20 protein-coding genes and 1 pseudogene are annotated in these 20,402 nt (G+C 72.7%); 11 read left to right on the forward strand and 10 right to left on the reverse strand.

Annotated elements, in window-relative coordinates:
* Positions 1-220: 220 nt before the first annotated feature.
* Positions 221-1,207 carry a small ribosomal subunit Rsm22 family protein gene (locus ACFVTC_RS04250; RefSeq protein ID WP_390123788.1) on the forward strand — a complete coding sequence of 329 codons (987 nt, stop codon included), beginning with the start codon at positions 221-223 and terminating at the stop codon, positions 1,205-1,207.
* A gap of 138 nt (positions 1,208-1,345) precedes the next feature.
* On the opposite strand, the gene ddaH is transcribed toward ACFVTC_RS04250, so the two are convergent.
* Entirely contained in the window at positions 1,346-2,203 is an 858-nt protein-coding gene (ddaH, locus tag ACFVTC_RS04255) for a dimethylargininase (protein ID WP_390124686.1), read from the reverse strand.
* A gap of 295 nt (positions 2,204-2,498) precedes the next feature.
* Between ddaH and ACFVTC_RS04260 the strand changes: the two genes are divergently transcribed.
* Positions 2,499-3,146 carry a TetR/AcrR family transcriptional regulator gene (locus tag ACFVTC_RS04260; RefSeq protein WP_390123790.1) on the forward strand — a complete coding sequence of 216 codons (648 nt, stop codon included), beginning with the start codon at positions 2,499-2,501 and terminating at the stop codon, positions 3,144-3,146.
* 198 nt (positions 3,147-3,344) lie between these two features.
* Positions 3,345-4,073: a bifunctional DNA primase/polymerase gene (locus ACFVTC_RS04265; protein WP_390123792.1), complete on the forward strand. Its 729-nt coding sequence runs from the start codon at positions 3,345-3,347 to the stop codon at positions 4,071-4,073.
* Between the two features lie 99 nt (positions 4,074-4,172).
* Here the strand turns inward: ACFVTC_RS04265 and ACFVTC_RS04270 are convergent, their stop codons facing one another.
* The 5 genes and pseudogenes from ACFVTC_RS04270 to ACFVTC_RS04290 all read right to left on the reverse strand — a co-directional run bounded on the left by ACFVTC_RS04270 (position 4,173) and on the right by ACFVTC_RS04290 (position 9,511).
* Positions 4,173-5,225: a hypothetical protein gene (locus ACFVTC_RS04270; protein ID WP_390123794.1), complete on the reverse strand. Its 1,053-nt coding sequence runs from the start codon at positions 5,223-5,225 to the stop codon at positions 4,173-4,175.
* Positions 5,182-6,057 carry an iron uptake transporter permease EfeU gene (gene efeU / locus ACFVTC_RS04275; RefSeq protein WP_390123796.1) on the reverse strand — a complete coding sequence of 292 codons (876 nt, stop codon included), beginning with the start codon at positions 6,055-6,057 and terminating at the stop codon, positions 5,182-5,184. The genes ACFVTC_RS04270 and efeU overlap by 44 nt, the downstream gene beginning before the upstream one ends.
* 3 nt (positions 6,058-6,060) lie before the next feature.
* Positions 6,061-7,326 (reverse strand): iron uptake transporter deferrochelatase/peroxidase subunit, encoded by a 1,266-nt coding sequence (efeB, locus tag ACFVTC_RS04280; RefSeq protein ID WP_390123798.1) that lies wholly within the window; start codon positions 7,324-7,326, stop codon positions 6,061-6,063.
* 11 nt (positions 7,327-7,337) lie between these two features.
* A complete protein-coding gene (gene efeO / locus ACFVTC_RS04285; RefSeq protein ID WP_390123800.1) occupies positions 7,338-8,486 on the reverse strand; it encodes an iron uptake system protein EfeO in 1,149 nt (382 codons plus the stop codon).
* Between the two features lie 209 nt (positions 8,487-8,695).
* A pseudogene (locus tag ACFVTC_RS04290) lies at positions 8,696-9,511 on the reverse strand (heme ABC transporter ATP-binding protein).
* On the opposite strand from ACFVTC_RS04290, the gene ACFVTC_RS04295 reads away from it, so the two are divergent.
* The 3 genes from ACFVTC_RS04295 (at position 9,510) to ACFVTC_RS04305 (ending at position 10,860) form a co-directional block, all read left to right on the forward strand.
* A complete protein-coding gene (locus ACFVTC_RS04295) occupies positions 9,510-9,734 on the forward strand; it encodes an HtaA domain-containing protein (RefSeq protein ID WP_390123802.1) in 225 nt (74 codons plus the stop codon). The pseudogene ACFVTC_RS04290 and the gene ACFVTC_RS04295 sit on opposite strands and share 2 nt — an antisense overlap.
* Positions 9,731-10,060: a hypothetical protein gene (locus tag ACFVTC_RS04300; RefSeq protein WP_390123804.1), complete on the forward strand. Its 330-nt coding sequence runs from the start codon at positions 9,731-9,733 to the stop codon at positions 10,058-10,060. The genes ACFVTC_RS04295 and ACFVTC_RS04300 overlap by 4 nt, the downstream gene beginning before the upstream one ends.
* Before the next feature lie 155 nt (positions 10,061-10,215).
* Positions 10,216-10,860, forward strand: a complete 645-nt coding sequence (locus ACFVTC_RS04305) for a PhzF family phenazine biosynthesis protein (RefSeq protein WP_390123806.1) — start codon at positions 10,216-10,218, stop codon at positions 10,858-10,860.
* A 113-nt stretch (positions 10,861-10,973) separates the two neighbouring features.
* On the opposite strand, the gene ACFVTC_RS04310 is transcribed toward ACFVTC_RS04305, so the two are convergent.
* The gene (locus ACFVTC_RS04310) at positions 10,974-11,621 is read right to left on the reverse strand and encodes a heme oxygenase (biliverdin-producing) (RefSeq protein WP_390123808.1); all 648 of its coding nucleotides are present in this window, start codon (positions 11,619-11,621) and stop codon (positions 10,974-10,976) included.
* Positions 11,622-11,873: 252 nt separating this feature from the next.
* Positions 11,874-12,731, reverse strand: coding sequence for a type I methionyl aminopeptidase (gene map, locus ACFVTC_RS04315; protein WP_390123810.1), 858 nt, complete (start codon positions 12,729-12,731; stop codon positions 11,874-11,876).
* Positions 12,732-12,790: 59 nt separating this feature from the next.
* On the opposite strand from map, the gene ACFVTC_RS04320 reads away from it, so the two are divergent.
* On the forward strand, positions 12,791-13,021 hold the full coding sequence (locus ACFVTC_RS04320) for a hypothetical protein (protein WP_390123812.1): 231 nt from the start codon (positions 12,791-12,793) through the stop codon (positions 13,019-13,021).
* 55 nt (positions 13,022-13,076) lie between these two features.
* Here ACFVTC_RS04320 and ACFVTC_RS04325 read toward each other — a convergent pair whose 3' ends face one another.
* Entirely contained in the window at positions 13,077-13,679 is a 603-nt protein-coding gene (locus tag ACFVTC_RS04325; RefSeq protein WP_390123814.1) for a hypothetical protein, read from the reverse strand.
* Positions 13,680-13,758: 79 nt separating this feature from the next.
* Here ACFVTC_RS04325 and ACFVTC_RS04330 point away from each other — a divergent pair, with 79 nt between their 5' ends.
* From ACFVTC_RS04330 to ACFVTC_RS04340, 3 genes are all read left to right on the forward strand, one after another.
* Positions 13,759-14,844, forward strand: a complete 1,086-nt coding sequence (locus ACFVTC_RS04330) for an exo-alpha-sialidase (protein WP_390123816.1) — start codon at positions 13,759-13,761, stop codon at positions 14,842-14,844.
* Positions 14,845-14,891: 47 nt separating this feature from the next.
* The gene (gene npdG, locus ACFVTC_RS04335; protein ID WP_390123818.1) at positions 14,892-15,596 is read left to right on the forward strand and encodes an NADPH-dependent F420 reductase; all 705 of its coding nucleotides are present in this window, start codon (positions 14,892-14,894) and stop codon (positions 15,594-15,596) included.
* A gap of 180 nt (positions 15,597-15,776) precedes the next feature.
* The gene (locus tag ACFVTC_RS04340) at positions 15,777-15,992 is read left to right on the forward strand and encodes a hypothetical protein (RefSeq protein ID WP_385083563.1); all 216 of its coding nucleotides are present in this window, start codon (positions 15,777-15,779) and stop codon (positions 15,990-15,992) included.
* Here ACFVTC_RS04340 and ACFVTC_RS04345 read toward each other — a convergent pair.
* Entirely contained in the window at positions 15,982-16,782 is an 801-nt protein-coding gene (locus ACFVTC_RS04345; RefSeq protein ID WP_390123820.1) for a site-2 protease family protein, read from the reverse strand. The genes ACFVTC_RS04340 and ACFVTC_RS04345 overlap by 11 nt on opposite strands.
* Before the next feature lie 203 nt (positions 16,783-16,985).
* Here ACFVTC_RS04345 and ACFVTC_RS04350 point away from each other — a divergent pair, with 203 nt between their 5' ends.
* Complete coding sequence (locus ACFVTC_RS04350; protein ID WP_390124688.1) at positions 16,986-20,384, forward strand: BTAD domain-containing putative transcriptional regulator; 3,399 nt, start codon at positions 16,986-16,988, stop codon at positions 20,382-20,384.
* The last annotated feature ends 18 nt before the right edge of the window (positions 20,385-20,402 follow it).

Genomic DNA, 20,402 nt, shown 5'->3' on the forward strand with positions numbered 1-20,402 from the left:
CGAAGCTCGTCCTCGAACGCCGGACGGGCTGAAATGCCCGCCCTGGGCGTCAGCCTTTCAGGGCGGGCCCGCGCCATCAGCCCGTCCGGCGTTCGAGGACGAGGCCGTTCAGGTCGGAGCGGGGGTCTGGGGGCGGCAGCCCCCAGGTACGGGACGGGTCGGGCAGGGGCGGCGGGGGAGAGGATACGGGCGGGTCGCTCCACCCCCGTAGAATCACCGCGTGAACGCCGCCGACACCCTGCGCACCGCCCTCGCCGGCCTTCTCGACGGGCTGCCGCCGAAGGCCGCCGCCCAGGCCGTCGAGCGGCTGATCGCGAACTACCGGGGGACCACTCCGACCCACACACCGATCCTCCGCGACCGCTCGGATGTGGTCGCCTACGCCGCCTACCGGATGCCGGCGACGTTCGAGGCGGTGCGCGCCGCGCTGGAGGCGTTCGCGGACGCGGTGCCGGACTGGGCACCGACCAGCCACGTGGACATCGGCGGCGGCACGGGCGCAGCGACCTGGGCGGTGAACGCGACCTGGCCGGGCGCCCGCCCGGTGACCGTGCTCGACTGGGCCGAGCCCGCGCTCGCGCTGGGCCGTGAGATCGCCGCCACGAACCCGGAGCTGAAGCCCGCGGAGTGGCACCGCACCCGCATCGGAGCGGCGCTCACTCTCGAGAGCACTGATCTCGTGACGGTGTCGTACGTCCTCGGCGAGCTCACCCCCGCCGACCGCGCCTCCGTCGTGACGGCCGCGGCCGCCGCCGCACGGGCCGTCGTGATCATCGAGCCGGGCACCCCCGACGGATACGCTCGGGTGATCGAGGCCCGCGACCGCCTGATCGGCGCGGGGTTCCACGTCGCCGCCCCCTGTCCGCACAGCGCGGCCTGCCCCATCGTGCCCGGCGAGGACTGGTGCCACTTCTCCGCCAGGGTCAGCCGTTCCTCCCTGCACCGGCAGGTCAAGGGCGGCTCCCTGGCGTACGAGGACGAGAAGTTCAGCTACGTCGCCGCCACCCGCCTCCCGGCGGACCCGGCCGCCACCCGCGTGGTGCGCAAGCCGCAGATCCGCAAGGGCCAGGTGCTGCTGGACCTGTGCGGCCCGGACGAGTCCCTGCACCGTGAGACGGTGACCAAGCGCCACGGACCGCTCTACCGTGCGGCCCGGGACGCGGACTGGGGCGACGCCTGGCCGCCGCCCCCGGCCGACGAGGACTGACACCCCGTACGTTCACGGCCGACGAGGACTGACACCCCGTACGTTCACGGCCGACGAGGACTGACACCCCGTACGTTCACGGCCGACGAGGACTGACACCCGTACGTTCACGGCCGCCCGGTTCCTGGTCCCACCGCCTCACCTCAGTTCCTGCGTGCAGCACTTCACGCTGCCGCCGCCCTTGAGGAGTTCGCTCAGATCGATGCCGACGGGTTCGAACCCCCGGTCGCGGAGCGGCTCGAACAGGCCGGTCGCGGCCTGTGGCAGCAGCACGTGCAGGCCGTCCGAGACGCCGTTCAGACCGAACGCCGCGGCGTCCTCGTCGCCGGCGGTCAACGCGTCGGGGAACAGCCGGCGCAGCACCTCGCGGCTGCCGGGGGAGAACGCGGGCGGGTAATACATGATCTCGTCCGTCGTGTCGTCGAGGACGGTGAGGGCCGTGTCGAGGTGGTAGTAGCGGGGATCGACCAGGTCGAGCCCGAGCACCGGGCGGCCGAAGAACTCCTGGGCCTCGCCGTGCGAGAGCGGGCTCGCCCGGAAGCCGCGCCCGGCGAGCAGGTACGAGGCGGTGACCGCGAAGTCGCCCTCGCCCTCGTTGATGTGCACCGGCTCGCGCACGGACGGGAAGCCGTGGGCGCGGAACCACTCCAGGTGCGCCGCCGCCTCCGCCTCCCGTTCCCGGTGCGCGAACCGCGCGCCGAGCACCCGGCCGTCCACGACCGTCGCCCCGTTCGCGGCGAACACCATGTCCGGCAGGCCGCGGCGCGGGACGAGCTCGTCGACCGTGTGGCCCAGTGAGCGGTAGCGGTCCCGCAGGTCCTCCCACTGGGCGACGGCGAGCGCCACGTCGACCGGCTTGGCCGGATCCATCCAGGGGTTGATGGTGTAGGTGACGCCGAAGTGCTCGGGCGGGCACATCAGATAGCGCCGGGGTGTGGCGCTGCGCAGAGGGTGCAAGGAGGGCTCCTCACGTACCGCGGGGCAGATGATGCCCATGGTGCGCCGAGCGGCACCGTCCGGCGCGGTGGCGAACGGGTGGTCCTCCCGCGAGCCGCCCGCGAACCACTCACGAGCCGCCGTCCGCGAACCACTCACGAGCCGCCGCCCGCCAGCCACCCGTGAGCCGCCCGCGAACCACTCATGAGCCGCCGCCCGCCAGCCACCCATGAGCCGTCCGCGAACCACTCATGAGCCGCCGTCTCCCCGGCGACGACAGCACAGCCCCGCACGCCACCCGTCGGGCCGAACGGCAGCGAGACGCCCCGTCTTGCCGACCTGTTAGGTTCGCCCCATGGCCCCGACGTCTCCCCAGCCCGCCCCGCCCGCCGGCAGGTCCGCACCCGACTCCTCGCGCCGCAGCGAGAAGTCCCGTCGCGCGATCTTCGACGCGGCCCTCGCCCTCGTCGGCGAGGTCGGCTACCCCCGGACCACGATCGAGGGCGTCGCCGCCCGCGCCGGAGTCGGCAAGCAGACGATCTACCGGTGGTGGCCCTCGAAGGCGGCGGTGCTCCTGGACGCCTTCATGGACCTCGCGGAGCGGGCGGCCCGGGAGGCGGGACAGGAGTCGTACGAGATCCCGGACACCGGCGACCTGGCCGCCGACCTCAAACAGGTCCTGCGCGCTACCGTCGACGAGCTGCTGAACCCCGCCTTCGAGATCCCCTCGCGGGCCCTGGCCGCCGAAGGTCTGGTGAACGAGACGCTCGGCGCCGAGTTCGTCACCAAGCTCCTCGAACCCCAGCTCCAGCTCTACGTGAAGCGGCTCGGATCCGCCCAGGACGGGGGCGAGCTGCGGCCCGACCTCGACCTCCGGATCGCCCTGGAGCTCTTCGTCTCGCCGCTCGCCCAGCGCTGGCTCCAGCGCACCGGCCCGATTTCGTACGCGTACACGGACACCCTGGTCGACTACGCCCTGTACGGGCTCGCTCCACGGAGATAAATCACACCAAAATCGCCCGTCCTGCCTGATTCCGGCGGGTGGAGTCCTGGTCCCACCCACCCCGGATGCGAGCTCTGTCCACCCGGGGCGCAGGATGGTGGGACCATAGGGCTTGTCGGATGCCGGTCGCGAAGGCGTCCGCCGGTACGACCGCATCGACACGACCGCTGTCGGCACCACTGGTAGGCGAGGAGATTGATGAGCGCAGAGTTCGGCCGCCGCTCCGGCGCGCAGGGCAGGATCTCCCAGTGGCTGCGTGGTCGCCGTCCCAAGGAGATCGCCGACGACGGCGGGCGTGAGGGCCTGCTGCTCGCCGCTGCCGCCGCTGGGCTGCCGCTCGCGCAGGCCGCGTACCCCTCCGGCTACCGATGTTCCTGTGACCGCGTCGGCTGTCCCACCCCCGCGCGCCATCCCGTGTCCTTCGCCTGGCAGACCCAGTCCACGACCGACCGCGCCCAGATCGAGCGGTGGGTACGGCATCAGCCCCAGGCCAACTTCATCACCGCCACCGGCATGGTGCACGACGTGCTCGACGTGCCGGTCGACGCGGGCCGCGAGGCCCTGGAGCGGCTGCTCGCCTCCGGCGTCGAGGTCGGACCCGTCGCGGAGAGCGGTGACGGACGCATGTTCTTCTTCACGCTCACCCGCGGTACGCCCGAGGACGAGGACGAGTGGTGGCCCTGCGAGCTGGACTCGCACCCCGAGACGACGGACGAACACCCGGGCCTGCGCTGGCACTGCCGCGGTTCCTATGTGCTCGTCCCGCCGGCCCAGCTGCCCGGTGACCTGACCGTCGACTGGCTGCGCGGCCCCGAGCACCCGCTGCCCGACCCGCTGAGCCTGCTCGAGGCCCTGACGGACGCCTGCGCCCGCTACGTGGGAGACAACGAGTCCGACCAGCTGGCCGCCTGGCCCCACCGCGGCTAGGCACCATCGCCCGACCCGCCGCGGCGGAACCCGCCGGGGCAGGACCCGCGACGGCCGAACCCGCCGGGGCGGCCCCGGCGGGTGCAGCGGGCCGAGCCGTCAGCCGCCCTTCGCCGCCGTCAGCCCCTCGACCCGGCCCAGCACCGTCACCCGCTGGTCCTGGGCACCCTTCGCCGGGTCCAGGGCCGCCTGGTTGGAGACGAACCCCAGGGTGAGGGACTGCTTGACGTCACCGGTCGTCAGCGCCTTGACGTCCGCGCTCTGCGCGGGAAGTTCGGTGCCCTGTGCGGCGGTCAGCTTCTCGTAGCGCTGCGTGACGAAGAAGACCAGTGCCCCGCCGTCCGCGGTGCGCAGCCCGACCGGGGCGTAGTCGTGCGAGGTCAGCGGCTCGTCGATGTACTGCCGGGCGAGACCGGGTCTGCTGGCGTTCCTGCCGCGCAGCGCCCGCCACTGCGAGGTGTGGATGCCCGGGGCGAAGGCATCGCCGCCACTCCTCAGATATGTCGCGTAGGACTGGCTCAGCTTCCCAGGACCCACGGCGAGCGCCGCGTCGTCGGCCGTGACCGGCTGCGCCCAACCGTCCTCGCCCTGCTGGAACTTCGGCACGTCGGTACCGGCCAGCACGGTCAGGTACGAGGCCTGCCACACGTCGTTCGCGCTGCCGCGCGTGAAGACGAGAAGCCAACGGCTGCCCGCCAGGCCCTTGTTGGCCGCGGTGTCCGCCACGAACCAGCGCGGCCAGCCCGCCTTGGCGGGTATGGCGAACTTCGCGTCGCTCAGTTCCAGCGGCGAGTACCCCGGGTTGCCGCCCGGGTTGTTCTGCCGGCCGGCCCTCAGCTTCGCGCCGTCGATGGCCCCGAGGGCGCCCGTGACGCGGTCCGCGTCCAGGGAACGGTCGTTGGCCTTGTCCGCCTTGTTGTACGCGGTGGTGAAGTCCTCGAGGGCGCGGGCGGCCTCGCCCCGCGTGGCCGCCGGGACGACCTCCCGCTCCCCGTGCACCACCACGCAGCCGCTCGCCGCCACGGACAGCGCGGTCACCGCGCCCGTCGCCAGGGCGAGTCGGTGGCGACCAGCAGATCCGGGACGGCGAAGAGCCGCCCGTGCGAGGCTAAGAAGTCTTCGAGGGCTGCGACCCGTGCGATCCCTGCTCATCAGGTACCTTCACCTTCCCCTTCCCGGAGGCGAACCCTACCGGGGCGAGGAAGATCGCGAGGGTCGGCACCAGGTAGAGCGCCCACACCGTGATCTGCAGGACGGTCGGATCGGGCTGGAAGTTGAAGACGCCCTTGAGGAGAGTGCCGTACCAACTGTCCGGCGGAATCGCTCCGCTGATGTCGAAGGCCAGGTTCCGCAGCCCCGGGATCCAGTCGGCCTCCTGCAGGTCGTGCACGCCGTACGCGATCACGCCCGCGGCGACCACGACCAGCATGCCGCCGGTCCAGGTGAAGAACTTGGCGAGGTTGATCCGCAGGGCACCCCGGTAGAACAGCCAGCCAAGGAGCACCGCGGTCGCCAGCCCCAGCGCGACACCGATCAGCGGGCGTGGCGTGCCGTCGCTCGCCGCGTGCACCGACGCCCACACGAACAGCGCGGTCTCCAGGCCCTCCCGGCCGACCGCCAGGAACGCGGTCGCGACCAGCGCGCCGGTACCCATCGCCAGCGCGGCGTCCAGCTTCCCGTGCAGTTCGGACTTCAGATGCCGGGCGGTGCGCCGCATCCAGAAGACCATCCAGGTCACCAGGCCCACCGCGACGATCGACAGCGAACCGCCGAGCGCCTCCTGCGCCTCGAACGTCATCTCCTGGGAGCCGAACTCGAGCGCGCAGCCGAAGCCGAGCGCCAGCAGGACCGCGACGGCGATGCCGATCCAGATGGGCCGCAGGGCGTCCCGGCGGCCCGTCTTCACCAGGTAGGCGATGAGGATGCAGACGACGAGACTGGCTTCCAGCCCCTCGCGCAGGCCGATCAGATAGTTGCCGAACACGGGCTACGCCTCCTTGGCGAACAGCGTGCGCCCCCACCAGTCGTCCTTGTCGCGGACGCCGGGCGGGGCGGCGAAGACCGCCGAACTCACGTGCTGGATGTACTCGTTGAGGGCGTCGGAGTGCGAGAGCCGGCGCTGCACGGGGATGAACCCCTTGCGTACGTCCCGCTGGTAGGCGAGGAAGAACAGCCCCGCCTCCAGCCGGCCCAGACCGTCGGTGCCGTCCGTGAAGGAGTAGCCGCGGCGCAGCAGGGTGATCCCGTCGTTGGACTCGGGGTGCGCGAGCCGGACGTGCGCGTCCGGCTTCATCGCCTTCAGGAACGGCTTGTCGCGCTCCTTGGCCTTGCCGGCCGGCGCGCCCTCGCCCTTGTCCCGGCCGAACACGTCCTCCTGCTCCTGGAGCGAAGTGCGGTCCCAGGTCTCGATGTTCATCCGGATACGGCGCGCCACGAGGTACGAGCCACCGGTCATCCAGGCCGGACCGTCGCCCTCACCCACCCACACGAACTTCTTCAGCCGCTCCGGCTCGGTGCCCGCGATGTTGCGGGTGCCGTCCTTGAAGCCCATCAGGTTGCGGGGGGTCTGCGCGTCCGGCGTCGTCGACGAGGTCTTGCCGAAGCCGAGCTGCGACCAGCGGATGGCGACCTTGCCGAAACCGATCCGGGCCAGGTTGCGGATGGCGTGCACCGCGACCTGTGGATCGTCCGCGCACGCCTGGATGCACAGGTCGCCGTTGCTGCGCGCCGGCTCCAGGTTGTCGCCCGGGAACTTCGGCAGGTCGACGAGTGCCTGCGGCCGCTGCTCCGCCAGGCCGAACTTCTCGAAGAGCGACGGCCCGAAGCCGATGGTCAGCGTGAGCCGCGACGGCTTGAGACCCAGTGCCTCCCCGGTGTCGTCCGGCGGCGCCTCGGCCAGGCCGCCGTAGGCGCCCTCGCCGACCGTGTGGCCGCCGGTCATCCGGCGGGCGGCGGCCGTCCACTCCTTCAGCATCTGGACGAACTCGGCGCGGTCGTCGGTCTTCACGTCGAACGCGGCGAAGTGCAGCCGGTCCTGCACCGGCGTGGCGATGCCCGCCTGGTGCGTGCCGTGGAAGGCGACCGCGGCGCCGGTCTCGGCGCCCGCCGGGTCCACGTCGTTCCCGGTACGGGTCATCGCCACCGCGCCCCCGGCCGCGGCGGCACCGAGCGCGAGCCCGGCACCGCCCCAGCCGATCAGTGAACGCCGTGACGGTGTGGGCCCGTCGGTGGATTCGGTCCTGTCGGTCGTCACGATCGCCTCGCTTACTTGACCACGGCCGCGGCGAGCTTGGAGAGCGGCTCGGCGAGCGCGTTGACCGCGTCCGAGAGCTCCTTGCGCTGGTCCTTGGTGACCTTGTCGTAGGACACGAAGCCGTTCTGCGCCTTGTCCTTCGCATCGGTCGAGCGGTACTTGTCGAGCACCGTGTTCAGCGCCGTGAACTGCTTGTCGAGTTCGGCGGTCAGGGCCTTGTCGTTCTCCTGCGCGACCGGCTTGAGCAGCTCGTACGACTTCTGCGCACCGTCGACGTTGCCCTTGAAGTCACTGAGGTCGGTGTGCGAGTAGCGGTCCTCCTCGCCGGTGACCTTGCCGGTGGCGACCTCGTCGAGCAGCTCCTTGGCGCCGTTGGCCATGGAGGTCGGGGTGATCTCGGCCTTGCCGACCCGCTTCTGCCAGTCCTTCAGGTCGGTGACCAGCTGGTCGGCGAGGGTCTTCTGCTCGGCGCCGATCTTCTTGTCCGCCCAGAGGGACTTCTCCAGCGCGTGCCAGCCGGTCCACTTCTGGCCCTTCTCCAGGCCGTCGGCGCGGGTGTCGGTCTTGGGGTCGATGTCGCCGAAGGACTCGGCGATCGGCTCGGTGCTCTCCCAGCCCACGCGCGAGGCGGCGAAGGTGTTCTTGGCGGCCTCGATGTCACCGGCCTTGACGGCGTCGGCGAACGTCTGCACCTTCGGGATCGTCGCGTCGGCCTGCTCCTGCGCGTACTCGCGGTAGGCGGCGACGGCCTTGTCCAGGCGCGGGTCGCGCTTGGCGACCTTGCCGCCGGTGACCGCGAGCTTCTGGCGGACGCCGAGGCCCTTCATGCCGGGGCGGCAGGCGATCTGGTACGAACCGGCCTTGACCTCGGCGGTCAGCGTGTACTTGGTGCCAGGACCGATGTTCTCCTTCTCGGAGACGATCCGGTCGTCCGGGAAGAGGATCTCGACCTCGGTGGCCTGCGAGCCCTTGTTCTCTATCTTCAGCGTGACCTGGCCCGCCGGGACCGACTTCGTCGAGGTGGTGCACTTCGAGTCGGCGGCGGTCACCTGGATCGCGTCGCCGTTCCCGGCTTCACTCTTCTCTGTGCAGCCCGTGACGGCGGCCAGAGCCGCCGCGGTGGCGGCGGCGGTGACAACTGAGAGTCGGACGGCTCGCATTCAGGCTCCAGGAGAACGAGGGACGAACGCGCGGAAGGGACCGCGCCATTTGGGTAGGCTGGCCTAACTTACCTGAGGCTTACCTCAGTGATACCCACCCGTCCAGTGATTCAGCTCTCACGTTTGTCCCACTGGCACGGCCTGATCACGATGGCTCAAAGCAGTTGCCACCGAGGGGTCAAGGGGCGGTCAAAGGTCGCGGCGGGGGGTCACAGGACGGCGCCGGTCCGCGGATGCGAGAGCACGTCGACCGGCCGGCGATAGACCCCGCTCAGCAACTCGCCGGTGAACACCGCGGCCGGCGGGCCGCCCGCCGCGACCCGGCCGGCGCTCAGCACGGCCACCCGGTGCGCGTACGCGGCGGCGAGTCCGAGATCGTGCAGGACCACGACCACCGCGTCCCCGGCGCGTGCTCTCTCCCGGCAGACCCGCAGCACCAACTCCTGGTGTCCGAGGTCGAGGGCGGCGGTCGGCTCGTCGAGCAGCAGCAGCGGAGCGTGCTGGCGAGCACCCGGGCGAACGCCACCCGGGCCCGCTCACCGCCGCTGAGCGCGGAGAAGGGCCGGGCGGCGAACTCCGCGACCCCCGTGGCCGCCACGGCCCCGGCGACGGCCGCGTCGTCGTCCACCCCGGCGCCCCCGGCCCAGGGCGCGCGACCCATCCGTACGACCTCCTCGACCGTGAACGGGAAGGAGAGCGAAGCGGACTGGGGGAGCGGACTGGGGGAGCACGGCCCGGCGCAGGGCGAGTTCCGGCGCCGTCCAGTCCGCTGCCGGACGCCCGTGGATCCGTACGACTCCCGCACTGGCGCGCAGATCGGCGGCGAGGGCGGCCAGCAGTGTCGACTTCCCCGCCCCGTTGGGGCCGACCAGCGCGAGGACCTCGCCCGCGCGAGCGCTGACGTGCACCCCGCGCGGCACCTCCCGGGTGCCGAGGCGGACATGGAGCCCCTCCGCCTGCGCGAGCACGTCCCCGGCGGTGGCCGGGGCGGGAGGCGCGGCGCGCGCCGTACGCGGGAACCTCATGCCGCCTCCCTGTCGCCACGAGAGCGGCGGCACTTATGGTCTCGACCTCACCCTCAGCGATCTCAGGGCGAGGCTGGACGGCGGCACGGGCGAACCGACCGCCGACGTCGACAGCCTCGGGGAGAAGTCCGACAACGTGGTCCTCGCCGACCTCAGGGTCGCGTCAGCCGTTCTGACGGTGAAGGACGACGTGATCACGCTCGACGACGCACGGCCACCTTGACCGAGGCGGGGGCGGAGGCGTTCGGCGGGTTCTACGCGGCAGGCGCCGAACGGGACCCGGTGGACCTCTCGGTCACCGTGAGCGAGGACGCCCAACTGCCGGGCGGGAACGGCGGGTCGGACACGGGCGGCGCGCCAGGCCCGGGAGGTTCGGGCACCGCCGGTGGCGCGGGCACGACGGGCTCCACGACCGGCGGCGCCGACGGGGCGCTGGCCTCCATCGGCTCCGGCGCGCCTCTCGGCGCGCTCGGCGCGGCGGCCGCGGTGACGGCCGCCGCGGGCGCGGGAGTCGTCGTCGCGGTACGCAGGCGGCGCGCTCTGGGCTGACGCCCGTCGTGGGGTCCGCGGCAGAGGACGGGACCGGAGCCGGTGCCGGAACGCGCGGCCGCCGTCGGGACCGACGCCGGCCGCGCGGCTGTCGTGACCGCCCGCAGGGTCCGGCCCACGGGCGATCGCCGTTCCTATGATGTTTCAATGCCCGCGTGACTGATTACGACGTGCTGCGGGTGTTCTGCGGACCCGACGGCGGATACGGCAACGAACTCGGTGTCGTGCGTGAGGGCTCGGTGCTGCCGGACCCCGACGACCGTCAGGCCCTCGCGGCCAAACTCGGTTTCAGCGAGACCGTCTTCGTCGACGACCCCGAACGCGGGGTCGTCGACATCTACACCCCGACCCTGCGGCTGCCCTTCGCCGGGCATCCGTGCGTCGGGACGGGATGGCTGCTGGACGTGCCCGAACTGGTCACACCCGCCGGAGTGGTGGGGGTCAGGCTCGACGGCGAGTTCAGCTGGATCGAGGCGCGGCCCGAATGGGCGCCGCCCCGCACCCTGCGCCGGTACGCGTCGGCGGCCGAGGTGGACGCCCTGCCCGTCCCGCCGCCGGGCGAGTGGATCTACGCCTGGGCCTGGGAGGACGAATCGGCGGGACGGGTGCGCGCCCGCGCCTTCCCCGGCCGTGACGACGGCATCGACGAGGACGAGGCGACCGGGGCGGCGGCCCTCCTGCTGACGGCCCGGCTCGGCCGCGCGCTCAACATCGTCCAGGGCAGGGGCTCCCAGATCCTCACGGCGCCGCAGCCGGAGGGATGGGTGGAGGTCGGCGGCCGGGTGTTCCTGGAACAGTGATACGACCGGCCCGGTGACCCCGGTGACCCCGGTGACCCCGGTGACCCCGGTGACCCCGGTGACCGCACGGCGGACCCGCCCGGTGACCTGGTGGGCGGGCCCGTACGCGAGGGTCAGGCGCTCAGCCGGAACTCCTCGCCCAGCGCTGCGAACACCGCCGAGTTCAGCGCGAACGCCCGCTTGCACTCCGCGATGATGCGCTGCCGCTCCAGGTCGTCCGCGGGGACCGCGTCCAGGAGTTCGCGGTATCCGCGCTTGAACGCGGCCGGGTTGGCGATGTCCTCGAAGACGTAGAAGCGGACTCCGTCGCCCTTGCGGGCGAAGCCCCAGGTGCGCTCGGCCCTGTCGCGGATGATCTGGCCGCCGGAGAGGTCGCCGAGGTAACGGGTGTAGTGGTGGGCGACGTAGCCGCCCGGCCACGCGCGGGCGCATTCCGCGACACGCGCCGCGTACGCCTCGGTGGCCGGAAGCGCGGTGAGCGTCGAGCGCCAGCCGGCGCCCCGCAGATGTGTCAGGTCCCGTTCCAGCGCGGCGCGGCGCAGCAGGCCGGGCTGGATGAAGGGCCCGGCGACCGGATCGGCGGCCAGTGTCCCGGCGTCCGCCTCCAGGGCCTCGTACACGAACCACAGCTGCTCGGTGTAGCGCGCGTACGCGTCGACGCCGAGCCTGCCGCCGAGCAGGTCACTCATGAACGTCGAGGTCTCCGCCTCCGTGTGCTGCTCGTGCGAGGCGGTGCGGATGAGCGTCGAGAAAGGGTCCATGGGACCTCCGGGGCCGAGGGGGCGCGGAACGAGAGCCACTCGGATTTTGTATGGTTAGCCTTACCTAAGTCAACGACGTTGTCGACTCCCTGTCGGTAAAGTTTCCGACACGCTGTCGGTAAAACCGTACACCGGATCCGGACGGGCCCCCAGGTGAGGCCCGTGGCGGCACGCACACGAAAGCCCGCCCTGTCCGGCGGGACAGGGCGGGCTTCACGGAAGAGGGCCGACGGGGGCGGCGGGGCGGGCGGACTACGGCAGCGTCAGGATCTCCGCGCCGGACTCCGTCACCACCAGGGTGTGCTCGAACTGGGCCGTCCGCCTGCGGTCCTTCGTCACGACCGTCCAGCCGTCGTCCCACTGGTCGTACTCGTGCGTGCCGAGCGTGAGCATCGGCTCGATCGTGAAGGTCATCCCGGGCTGGATGACGGTCGTGGCGTGCGGGCTGTCGTAATGCGGAACGATCAGTCCGGAGTGGAACGAGGAGTTGATCCCGTGCCCCGTGAAGTCCCGCACGACCCCGTACCCGAAGCGCTTGGCGTACGACTCGATGACGCGGCCGATGACGTTGATCTGGCGGCCGGGCCTGACCGCCTTGATCGCACGGTCGAGAGATTCCCGGGTCCGCTCGACCAGCAGCCTCGACTCCTCGTCAACGTCGCCGACCAGGTACGTCGCGTTGTTGTCGCCGTGCACCCCACCGATGTACGCCGTCACGTCGAGGTTGATGATGTCGCCGTCCCGCAGGACCGTGGAGTCGGGGATGCCGTGGCAGATCACCTCGTTGAGGGAGGTGCACAGGGACTTGGGGAAACCGCGGTAGCCGAGGGTCGAGGGGTAGGCGCCGTGATCGCACATGTACGCGTGCGCGACGCGGTCCAGCTCGTCCGTGGTGACGCCGGGCGCGATCAGCTTGGCGGCCTCGGCCATCGCCTGCGCGGCGATCCGGCCGGCGATCCGCATCGCCTCGATCGTCTCGGCGTTCTGCACCTCCGGACCGGTGTACGGCGTCGGGGCGGGCTTGCCCACATACTCGGGACGCCTGATGTTTCCCGGGACGGGACGGGTGGGAGAGAGCTCTCCTGGTACGAGCAGCGACTGGCCAGACATGCCAGCGAGTCTAACCAGCGGGCATGGGGGCACTATGTCCGTGGCGAAAGGAGCAGGTCATGGCCCTCTTCAAGAAGCGGACCGTCGGCAAACCCGGCGAGTGGTACTACTGCCTCGTCCACCAGAAGGTCGAGGAGGGGCCGGACTGCCCCGCCAAGGACCGTTTCGGGCCCTACACCACCCGTGCGGAGGCCGAACACGCGATGGAGACCGCCCAGGAACGCAACCTGGAGTGGGAGACGGACCCCAAGTGGCACGACGCCCAGGCCCAGAATCCGGACGACGACTGATCCCGGCCGCCGAGGGCGACGGCCTCGGATCGGCGCGAGCACGGCAGGGCGGCGGCTACCACCGTGCCGCGGGCGGGGCCGTCAGCTGGTCCGCGAGCCGGGAGAGCCGGTCGCGCAGACGGCGGCGCCCCCGCTGCGCGGGCAGGGTGTTCTCCCCGGCCGCCGCGCTGACGAGGTGCTGGACGGTGTCCAGGTCGAGCTCGTGCTCGGGCGGCACGGTCAGGGCCTCGTGCGCCATCGCCCCCAGTTCACGGTCGCCCGTGTCGAGCGCGAGCACGGTCGCCCCGGCCCGCCGGGCGTCGTGGACCCGCTCCAGGAGCGGCGCCCCGGGAGCGGACGGCGCCACCACGAGCAGGGTCTCCCCGCGCCGCGCGGCCTCGATACGGCCGAGGCCCACGGCGAGGTGGGCCGGGTCCGAGGCCCGCGCCCCGTGCCTCACCAGCGTCGGGGACAGCTCCGGCGTGCCCGACCACGCGGCCTCGTCCACCAGGTGCGCGGCCAGGTGCCACGGCTCGTACTCCGCCGTGCCCACGAGCAGCAGCCCGCCCCCGTACGGCACCACGGACCCCCGCAGGGCCCCCGCGAACCGCCGGGTGGCCCCCGGCCACTCCGTCCCGGCCAGGACCTCGCGCAACAACGCGACCCGTACGGCATCCATGCGCAGGCATCCTGCCGCAACCGACGACTCGTCAGGCGGAGTTCACCATGAATTCGCCCGAGTGGGGCAGAGCCCGCCCATGACCGAACCGAACGCGGCGACCAGCGTCCCCTTCCGCGCCGGTGGTGAAGGCCGGGCGAGCTACCGGATTCCCGCCCTCGTCGTCACCCAGGCGGGCACCCTGCTCGCCTTCTGCGAGGGCCGGGTCGACTCCGCCCAGGACCACGGCCGCATCGCCGTCGTCCTGAAACGGTCCACGGACGGCGGCCGCACCTGGGGCGCCCTGCGGACCGTGGCCGAGAACGGGGACGACCTCGCGGGCAACCCCGCCCCCGTCGTCCTCGACACCGGCCGCATCCTGCTCGTGCACGTCCGTGCCGCGGCCACCGCCACCGAGGACGCCGTCCTGCGCGGCAGGGTGAGCGCCGCCGACGGCCGTCGCGTGTGGGTGCAGTACAGCGACGACGACGGCCTCACCTGGTCCGCGCCGCAGGAGATCACCTCGCGGGTGAAGAGAGCGGGATGGCGGTGGTACGCGACCACGCCGGGGCACGCGATCCAGCTCACCACCGGCCGGGTGGTCGTGCCCGGCAACCACACCCTGCCGCCCACCGGCACCGACAACGGCACCGAGGCCAGGTACAACAGCGGCCACTGCCTCCTCAGCGACGACCGCGGCGCGAACTGGTACCTCGGCTACCTCGACGAGAACACCGACGGATACGTCAACGCGAACGAGACGACGGCCGCCGAACTCCCCGACGGGCGGGTCTACTTCAACACCCGCAACGACTCCCCGTCGCCGGGCTGCCGCGCCGACGCGCACTCCGCGGACGGCGGGCGGACCCTGCTGAAACCCTTCCGTCCGCAGGCGGGGCTCGTCACCCCGGTGGTCCAGGGCAGCGTCCTCCAGCTCCGCGATCCCGACCTGCTCCTGTACGCGGGCCCGGCCGACCCCGCCGCCCGCGCCCTGATGACGGTCCGCGCCTCCGCGGACGGCGGCACCACCTGGCGGCCCGTCCACACCGTCGACGGACTGCCCGCCGCGTACTGCGATCTGGCCCGCGTCGACCCGCAGACCGTGGGACTCCTCTACGAGACCGGCGACTTCGGCCCGTACGAGACGATCACCTTCCGGCGCATCCCGGTGACCGCCCTCACCTGAGCCCCCGCGGCCCCCCGGGGCGGGATCCGCGCACGTAAGGTCGGCCCATGACCTCTACTGACAGCGCACAGAAGGCCCCCGCCAAGGACCCCTGGGACCTGCCCGACGTGTCCGGGCTCGTCGTGGGCGTGCTCGGCGGCACCGGTCCCCAGGGCAAGGGCCTGGCCTACCGCCTCGCCAAGGCGGGCCAGAAGGTGATCATCGGTTCGCGTGCCGCGGAGCGGGCGCGGGCCGCCGCCGCGGAACTGGGGCACGGTGTCGAGGGCGCCGACAACGCCGAGTGCGCCCGGCGCAGCGACCTCGTGATCGTCGCCGTGCCGTGGGACGGGCACGGCAAGACCCTGGAAGCCCTGCGCGAGGAACTGGCGGGCAAGCTCGTCGTCGATTGTGTCAACCCGCTCGGCTTCGACAAGAAGGGCGCGTACGCCCTGAAGCCGGAGGAGGGCAGCGCCGCCGAGCAGGCCGCGGCCCTGCTGCCGGACTCGCGGGTCACGGCCGCCTTCCACCACCTCTCCGCGGTGCTCCTCCAGGACCCGGAGATCGAGGAGATCGACACCGATGTGATGGTCCTCGGCGAGGAGCGCGCGGACGTCGAGCTCGTACAGGCGCTCGCCGGGCGCGTCCCCGGCATGCGCGGGGTCTTCGCGGGCCGGCTGCGCAACGCCCACCAGGTCGAGTCGCTGGTCGCGAACCTGATCTCGGTGAACCGGCGCTACAAGGCCCACGCGGGCCTGCGGGTGACGGACGTATAAGGGACGGACGTACGGATGGCGGCCGTACGCATGGCGGACGTACGGGTGACGGACGCGTGGACGCGCGGCGGCCGCACAGGCCCGGGTCGGGCGTGGGGCAAGGGGCAGGGGGACACGGACATGAGGGACACTGGACGCCGCAGCACCAGCGATCCGTCCGTCTGTCAGGAGCCGTCCCCCATGTCCGCCTCGCCCTCCTCCGACCCGACCCGGCGCCTCGCGTTCTACGCCCTCGCGGTCTGCGTCCTCTCCGTCGCCGCGGCCGTGGTCTCCTTCGTCCAGGGCAGCTGGCTGGGGATCGTGTGGGTGCTGCTGGCCGGTCTCTCGTCCAACATGACCTGGTACTACGCGCGGCGCGGCCGGCTGCGCCGCCGGTCCGGGTCCGTCACCGGCTGACGGTGCAGAACTGGTCGGCGCTGTCCCAGAAGCGGTAGAGGTTCTGGCCGCAGTAGCGGTGCAGGTCGTCGATGCCGAGGCCGCCCAGGACGGAGTAGATCGCGTCGAAGAACACGGTGTTCACCGACGGGATCCACAGCACCGCGAACACGGCGAGCAGGCCGAACGGCGCGAAGGGCTCCACCTGACGGCGGACGCCGTACGACAGCCACGGCTCGATCACGCCGTAGCCGTCCAGGCCCGGGACCGGCAGGAAGTTCAGGATCGCGGCCGTGACCTGGAGCAGCGCGAGGAACGCCAGCGCGTACTGGAAGGCGACCGGCACACCGTCCAGCGCGTGCAGCCAGAACGGCGCCGTGCACACCACCGCGAACAGCACGTTGGTCAGCGGGCCCGCCGCCGAGATCAGGCTGTGCTTCCAGCGGCCCTGGATACGGCCCCGCTCGATGAAGACCGCGCCGCCCGGCAGCCCGATCCCGCCCATGATCACGAAGATCACCGGCAGCACGATGCTCAGCAGCGCGTGCGTGTACTTCAGCGGGTTGAGCGTCAGATAGCCCTTCGCGCCGATCGAGATGTCACCGCTGTGCAGGGCGGTGCGCGCGTGCGCGTACTCGTGCAGGCAGAGCGAGACGATCCACGCGGCCGTCACGAACAGGAACACGGCCACACCGGGCTGCTCGGCGAACCCGGTCCAGGTCGCCCACCCCGTCACCGCCGTCACGGCCACGATCCCGACGAAGACGGGGCTGATCCTCCGGTCGCTGCGACGGGACGCGGCGGTGGTCATGGGACTCCCTGGACTGGTACGCGTGTGCTGGGCCTGCCCGACCGTACCGGGCTCGGACGGAAAACGTCTCGCGATCGGCCGTTGGTTCCGGAGAGGGTGGGGCCGTCGCCGTACGGGGACGACGGAGCCCCGACTCCCGGACTGGGCCGGAGTCCCGGCCGGCTCGCGGTACCCGACACCCGCACTTGATGTCACCGGAGACAATGGACCCCGTGCGCTACCGCATCCTCGGAACCACCCAGGCACTCCGCACCGACGGCACGGCCGTCCCGGTCGGCGGGGCGCGACTGCGTGCCCTGCTGACCGTGCTCGCGCTCCGGCCGGGCCGGACCGTGCCCGCCGCCGTCCTGGTCGACGAGGTGTGGGACGCCGACCCGCCCGCCGACGCGCCCGCGGCGCTGCAGGCGCTGGTCGGGAGGCTGCGCCGGGCGCTCGGCGCGGGCGTGGTGGACTCGGTGGGCGGGGGCTACCGGCTCGTCGCGTCCGCGGACGACATCGACCTGCACCGTTTCGAGCGGCTCGCGGGAGAGGGCGCACGCGCGCTCGCCGACGGCGACCCGGCGAAGGCGGCCGTGATCCTCGACGACGCCCTCGCGCTGTGGCACGGGCCGGCCCTGGCCGACCTCCCGGACCGCACCGCCGAGTCGGCCCGCTGGGAGACCCGCCGCCTCGACGTGCGCCGCGCCCGCCTCGGCGCGGCCCTGGCACTCGGCGACGCGGAACAGTCCCTGCCCGAGCTCACCGCCCTGTGCGACCTCCACCCCCTGGACGAGCCACTGCACGTCCTGCGGCTGCGCGCCCTGCGCGACGCGGGCCGCCCCGCCGAGGCCCTGGCCGCCTACGAGTCGCTGCGCGCGCTGCTGGCCGACCGGCTGGGCTCCGACCCCGGCCCGGAGCTCCGGGCGCTGCACGGAGAGCTGCTCCGCTCGGACGGCCCGACGGCGTCCCCCCGCCCGACGGCGCACACGGACGGCACCGAGGCCCGTACCGCACCCCCACGACACACCCCGGCGCCGGCCCCGCACACCTCCGTGTCCGCGCCGCTGCCTCCTCCGGCCGGGGGAGGCCCCGGTGCCCCCGTCGCGTCCGCGCCCCCCGGCAACCTCCGCGCCCGGCTCACCTCGTTCGTCGGGCGTCAGGCCGACATCGACACCATCCGGGGCGACCTCGCCTCGGCACGGCTGGTGACACTGCTCGGCCCAGGCGGCGCCGGGAAGACCCGGCTGTCGCAGGAGGCGGCGGAGGCCGTCGCGTCCGGGGCCAGGGACGGGGTGTGGCTGGCCGAACTCGCGCCCGTCGACGATCCGTTGGCCGTGCCCGACGCCGTGCTCACCGCGGTCGGAGCCCGGGAGACGGTGCTGCGCGGCGCCGGCGCCGAGGAGATGCGGGCCGCCTCCGACCGGCACGACGATCCCCTCCACCGGCTCGCCGAGTACTGCTCCAAGCGCAGCATGCTGCTCATCCTCGACAACTGCGAGCATGTCGTGGACGCCGCGGCGCAGCTGGCGGAGGAGCTTCTGGAGCGGTGCCCGGGGCTGACCGTACTGGCCACCAGCCGTGAACCCCTCGGCGTGCCGGGGGAGTTGCTGCGGCCCGTGGAGCCGCTGCCGGAGCCGTTCGCGCTGCGGCTGTTCGCCGACCGCGGGGCCTCCGCCCGGCCGGGCTTCCGGATCGACGCCGACGCCGGGACCGCCGAGGCCGCGGCGGAGATCTGCCGCCGGCTGGACGGCCTGCCGCTCGCCATCGAACTCGCCGCGGCCCGGCTGCGGATGCTCACCCCGCGGCAGATCGCCGACCGGCTCGACGACCGGTTCCGGCTGCTGACCTCGGGCAGCCGCACGGTGCTGCCGCGCCAGCAGACCCTGCGGGCCGTCGTCGACTGGTCCTGGGACCTGCTCGACGGGGACGAGCGGGACGTCCTGCGGCGGCTGTCGGTGTTCGCGGGCGGCTGCGACCTCGCCGCCGCCGAGGCCGTCTGCGGCCCGGTGGCCCTGGAGTCGCTCGGCTCGCTCGTCGACAAGTCCCTCGTCGTCGCGGCCCACTCCGGCGACGGCGCGATGCGCTACCGGCTCCTGGAGACCGTCGCCGAGTACGCCGGTGAACGGCTCGACGAGTCCGGGCAGCGCTCCGCCGCCGAGCGCGACCACCTGACGTACTACCGGGAACTCGCCCGTACCACCGACCCGCAGCTGCGCGGCACCGGTCAGCGCGCCGCGATCGAGCGGATGGAACGGGAGTCGGAGAACCTCAGAGCCGCCCTTCAGCGTGCCGTCGCCACCGGCGACGAACAGGAGGCGCTCTGCCTCGTCCTCTCGCTGGCCTGGTACTGGCAGATGCGCGACCTGCGGCTGATGGCCCGCCACTGGTCCGGTGAGGTCATGGCCCTCGGCCCGGACCCCTTCGCCGAACCCCTGCGGCCGGTCCCCCCGCTGGCCGAGAGCTGCACGGACGCCCCGCCGCCGATGCGCCCCGAGATCCTCGACGAGGCCCGCCGCGGCCTGCACCTCGTGCACCTCGCCTGCATGGACATGGACATGGGCGCCTGGGAGACCCCCGAGGCCCAGGAGAAACTGCGCGCCATCAGCCGGGCCTACAGCCCGGGGCTGCCGCAGACCTGCCGCAGCCCCGGCAACCTCTGGTTCTACGCCGTGATCATGACGGGTGACATGGACCGGATGCGCGCCGTCATCGACGAGACCGTCCGCACCTGCCGCGGGCTCGGCTACGCGTGGGAGCTGGGCGTCGCCCTCCAGATGCGCGCCAACGTCCTCGCCAACCGGGCCACCTGGGCGGGCGACGCGGTCCGGGACGCGGACGAGGCGCTGGAGATCTTCACCCGGATCGGAGACGCCTGGGGCGCCGCCGAGGCGCTCTCGGCGCGCGGCGAGGCCCATGAACGGCGGGGCGCCTACCGGCTCGCGGCCGACGACTACGCCGAGGCGATGGAGCACGCGGAAGGGCTCGGGGCGCACGCGCAGACGGCGGTGCTGAGCACCCGGCTCGGCGGCGTCCTCATCGAGTCCGGCGAGAGCGAGCGCGGTGAGCGGATGCTGAGGGAGGTGCTGGCCAAGGGCGAGGGCACACTGAACGAGGCCATGCCCGCCTCCCGGCTCTTCCTGTCGATGTGGCTGGCCCGAAGCGGCCGGGTCCCGGAGGCGCGCGAGCAGATGCGGCTGCTGCGCGCGGACTTCGAGGCCGTCACCTTCGTGGTCTTCGACGGCTTCGTGCTGGGCATCGAGGCATGGCTGGACGCGCTGGAGGGACTGTACGAGGCCGCCCTGGTGAAGGTGCGCAAGGCGCTTGAGCGGGCGGGCGATCCGCTGTCGCAGGTCATCGCGCCGCACATGACCTCCGCGCATCTGACCACCGCCGCTGTCGCCCTCACCGGTCTGGACGGCGGCCGTCGGGTGCGGGACGCGGCCGTGCTGCTCGGCGCGGCCGACCGGCTGCTGCCGCCGGGCCACTTCGTGGGCCCGATGGAGGACGAGGTGCGGGTCCGGGCCGAGGCCGGCGTACGGGCCCTGCTGGACGAGCGGGCGTACGAGGCCGCGTACGCCGAGGGCGGCGCGCTCTCCGTGGAGGAGGCCGCCGCCCTCGTGTGACGCGAGCCGGGGTCCCGG

This window comes from Streptomyces sp. NPDC057950, assembly GCF_042887295.1.
Lineage (GTDB): Bacteria > Actinomycetota > Actinomycetes > Streptomycetales > Streptomycetaceae > Streptomyces > Streptomyces kaempferi.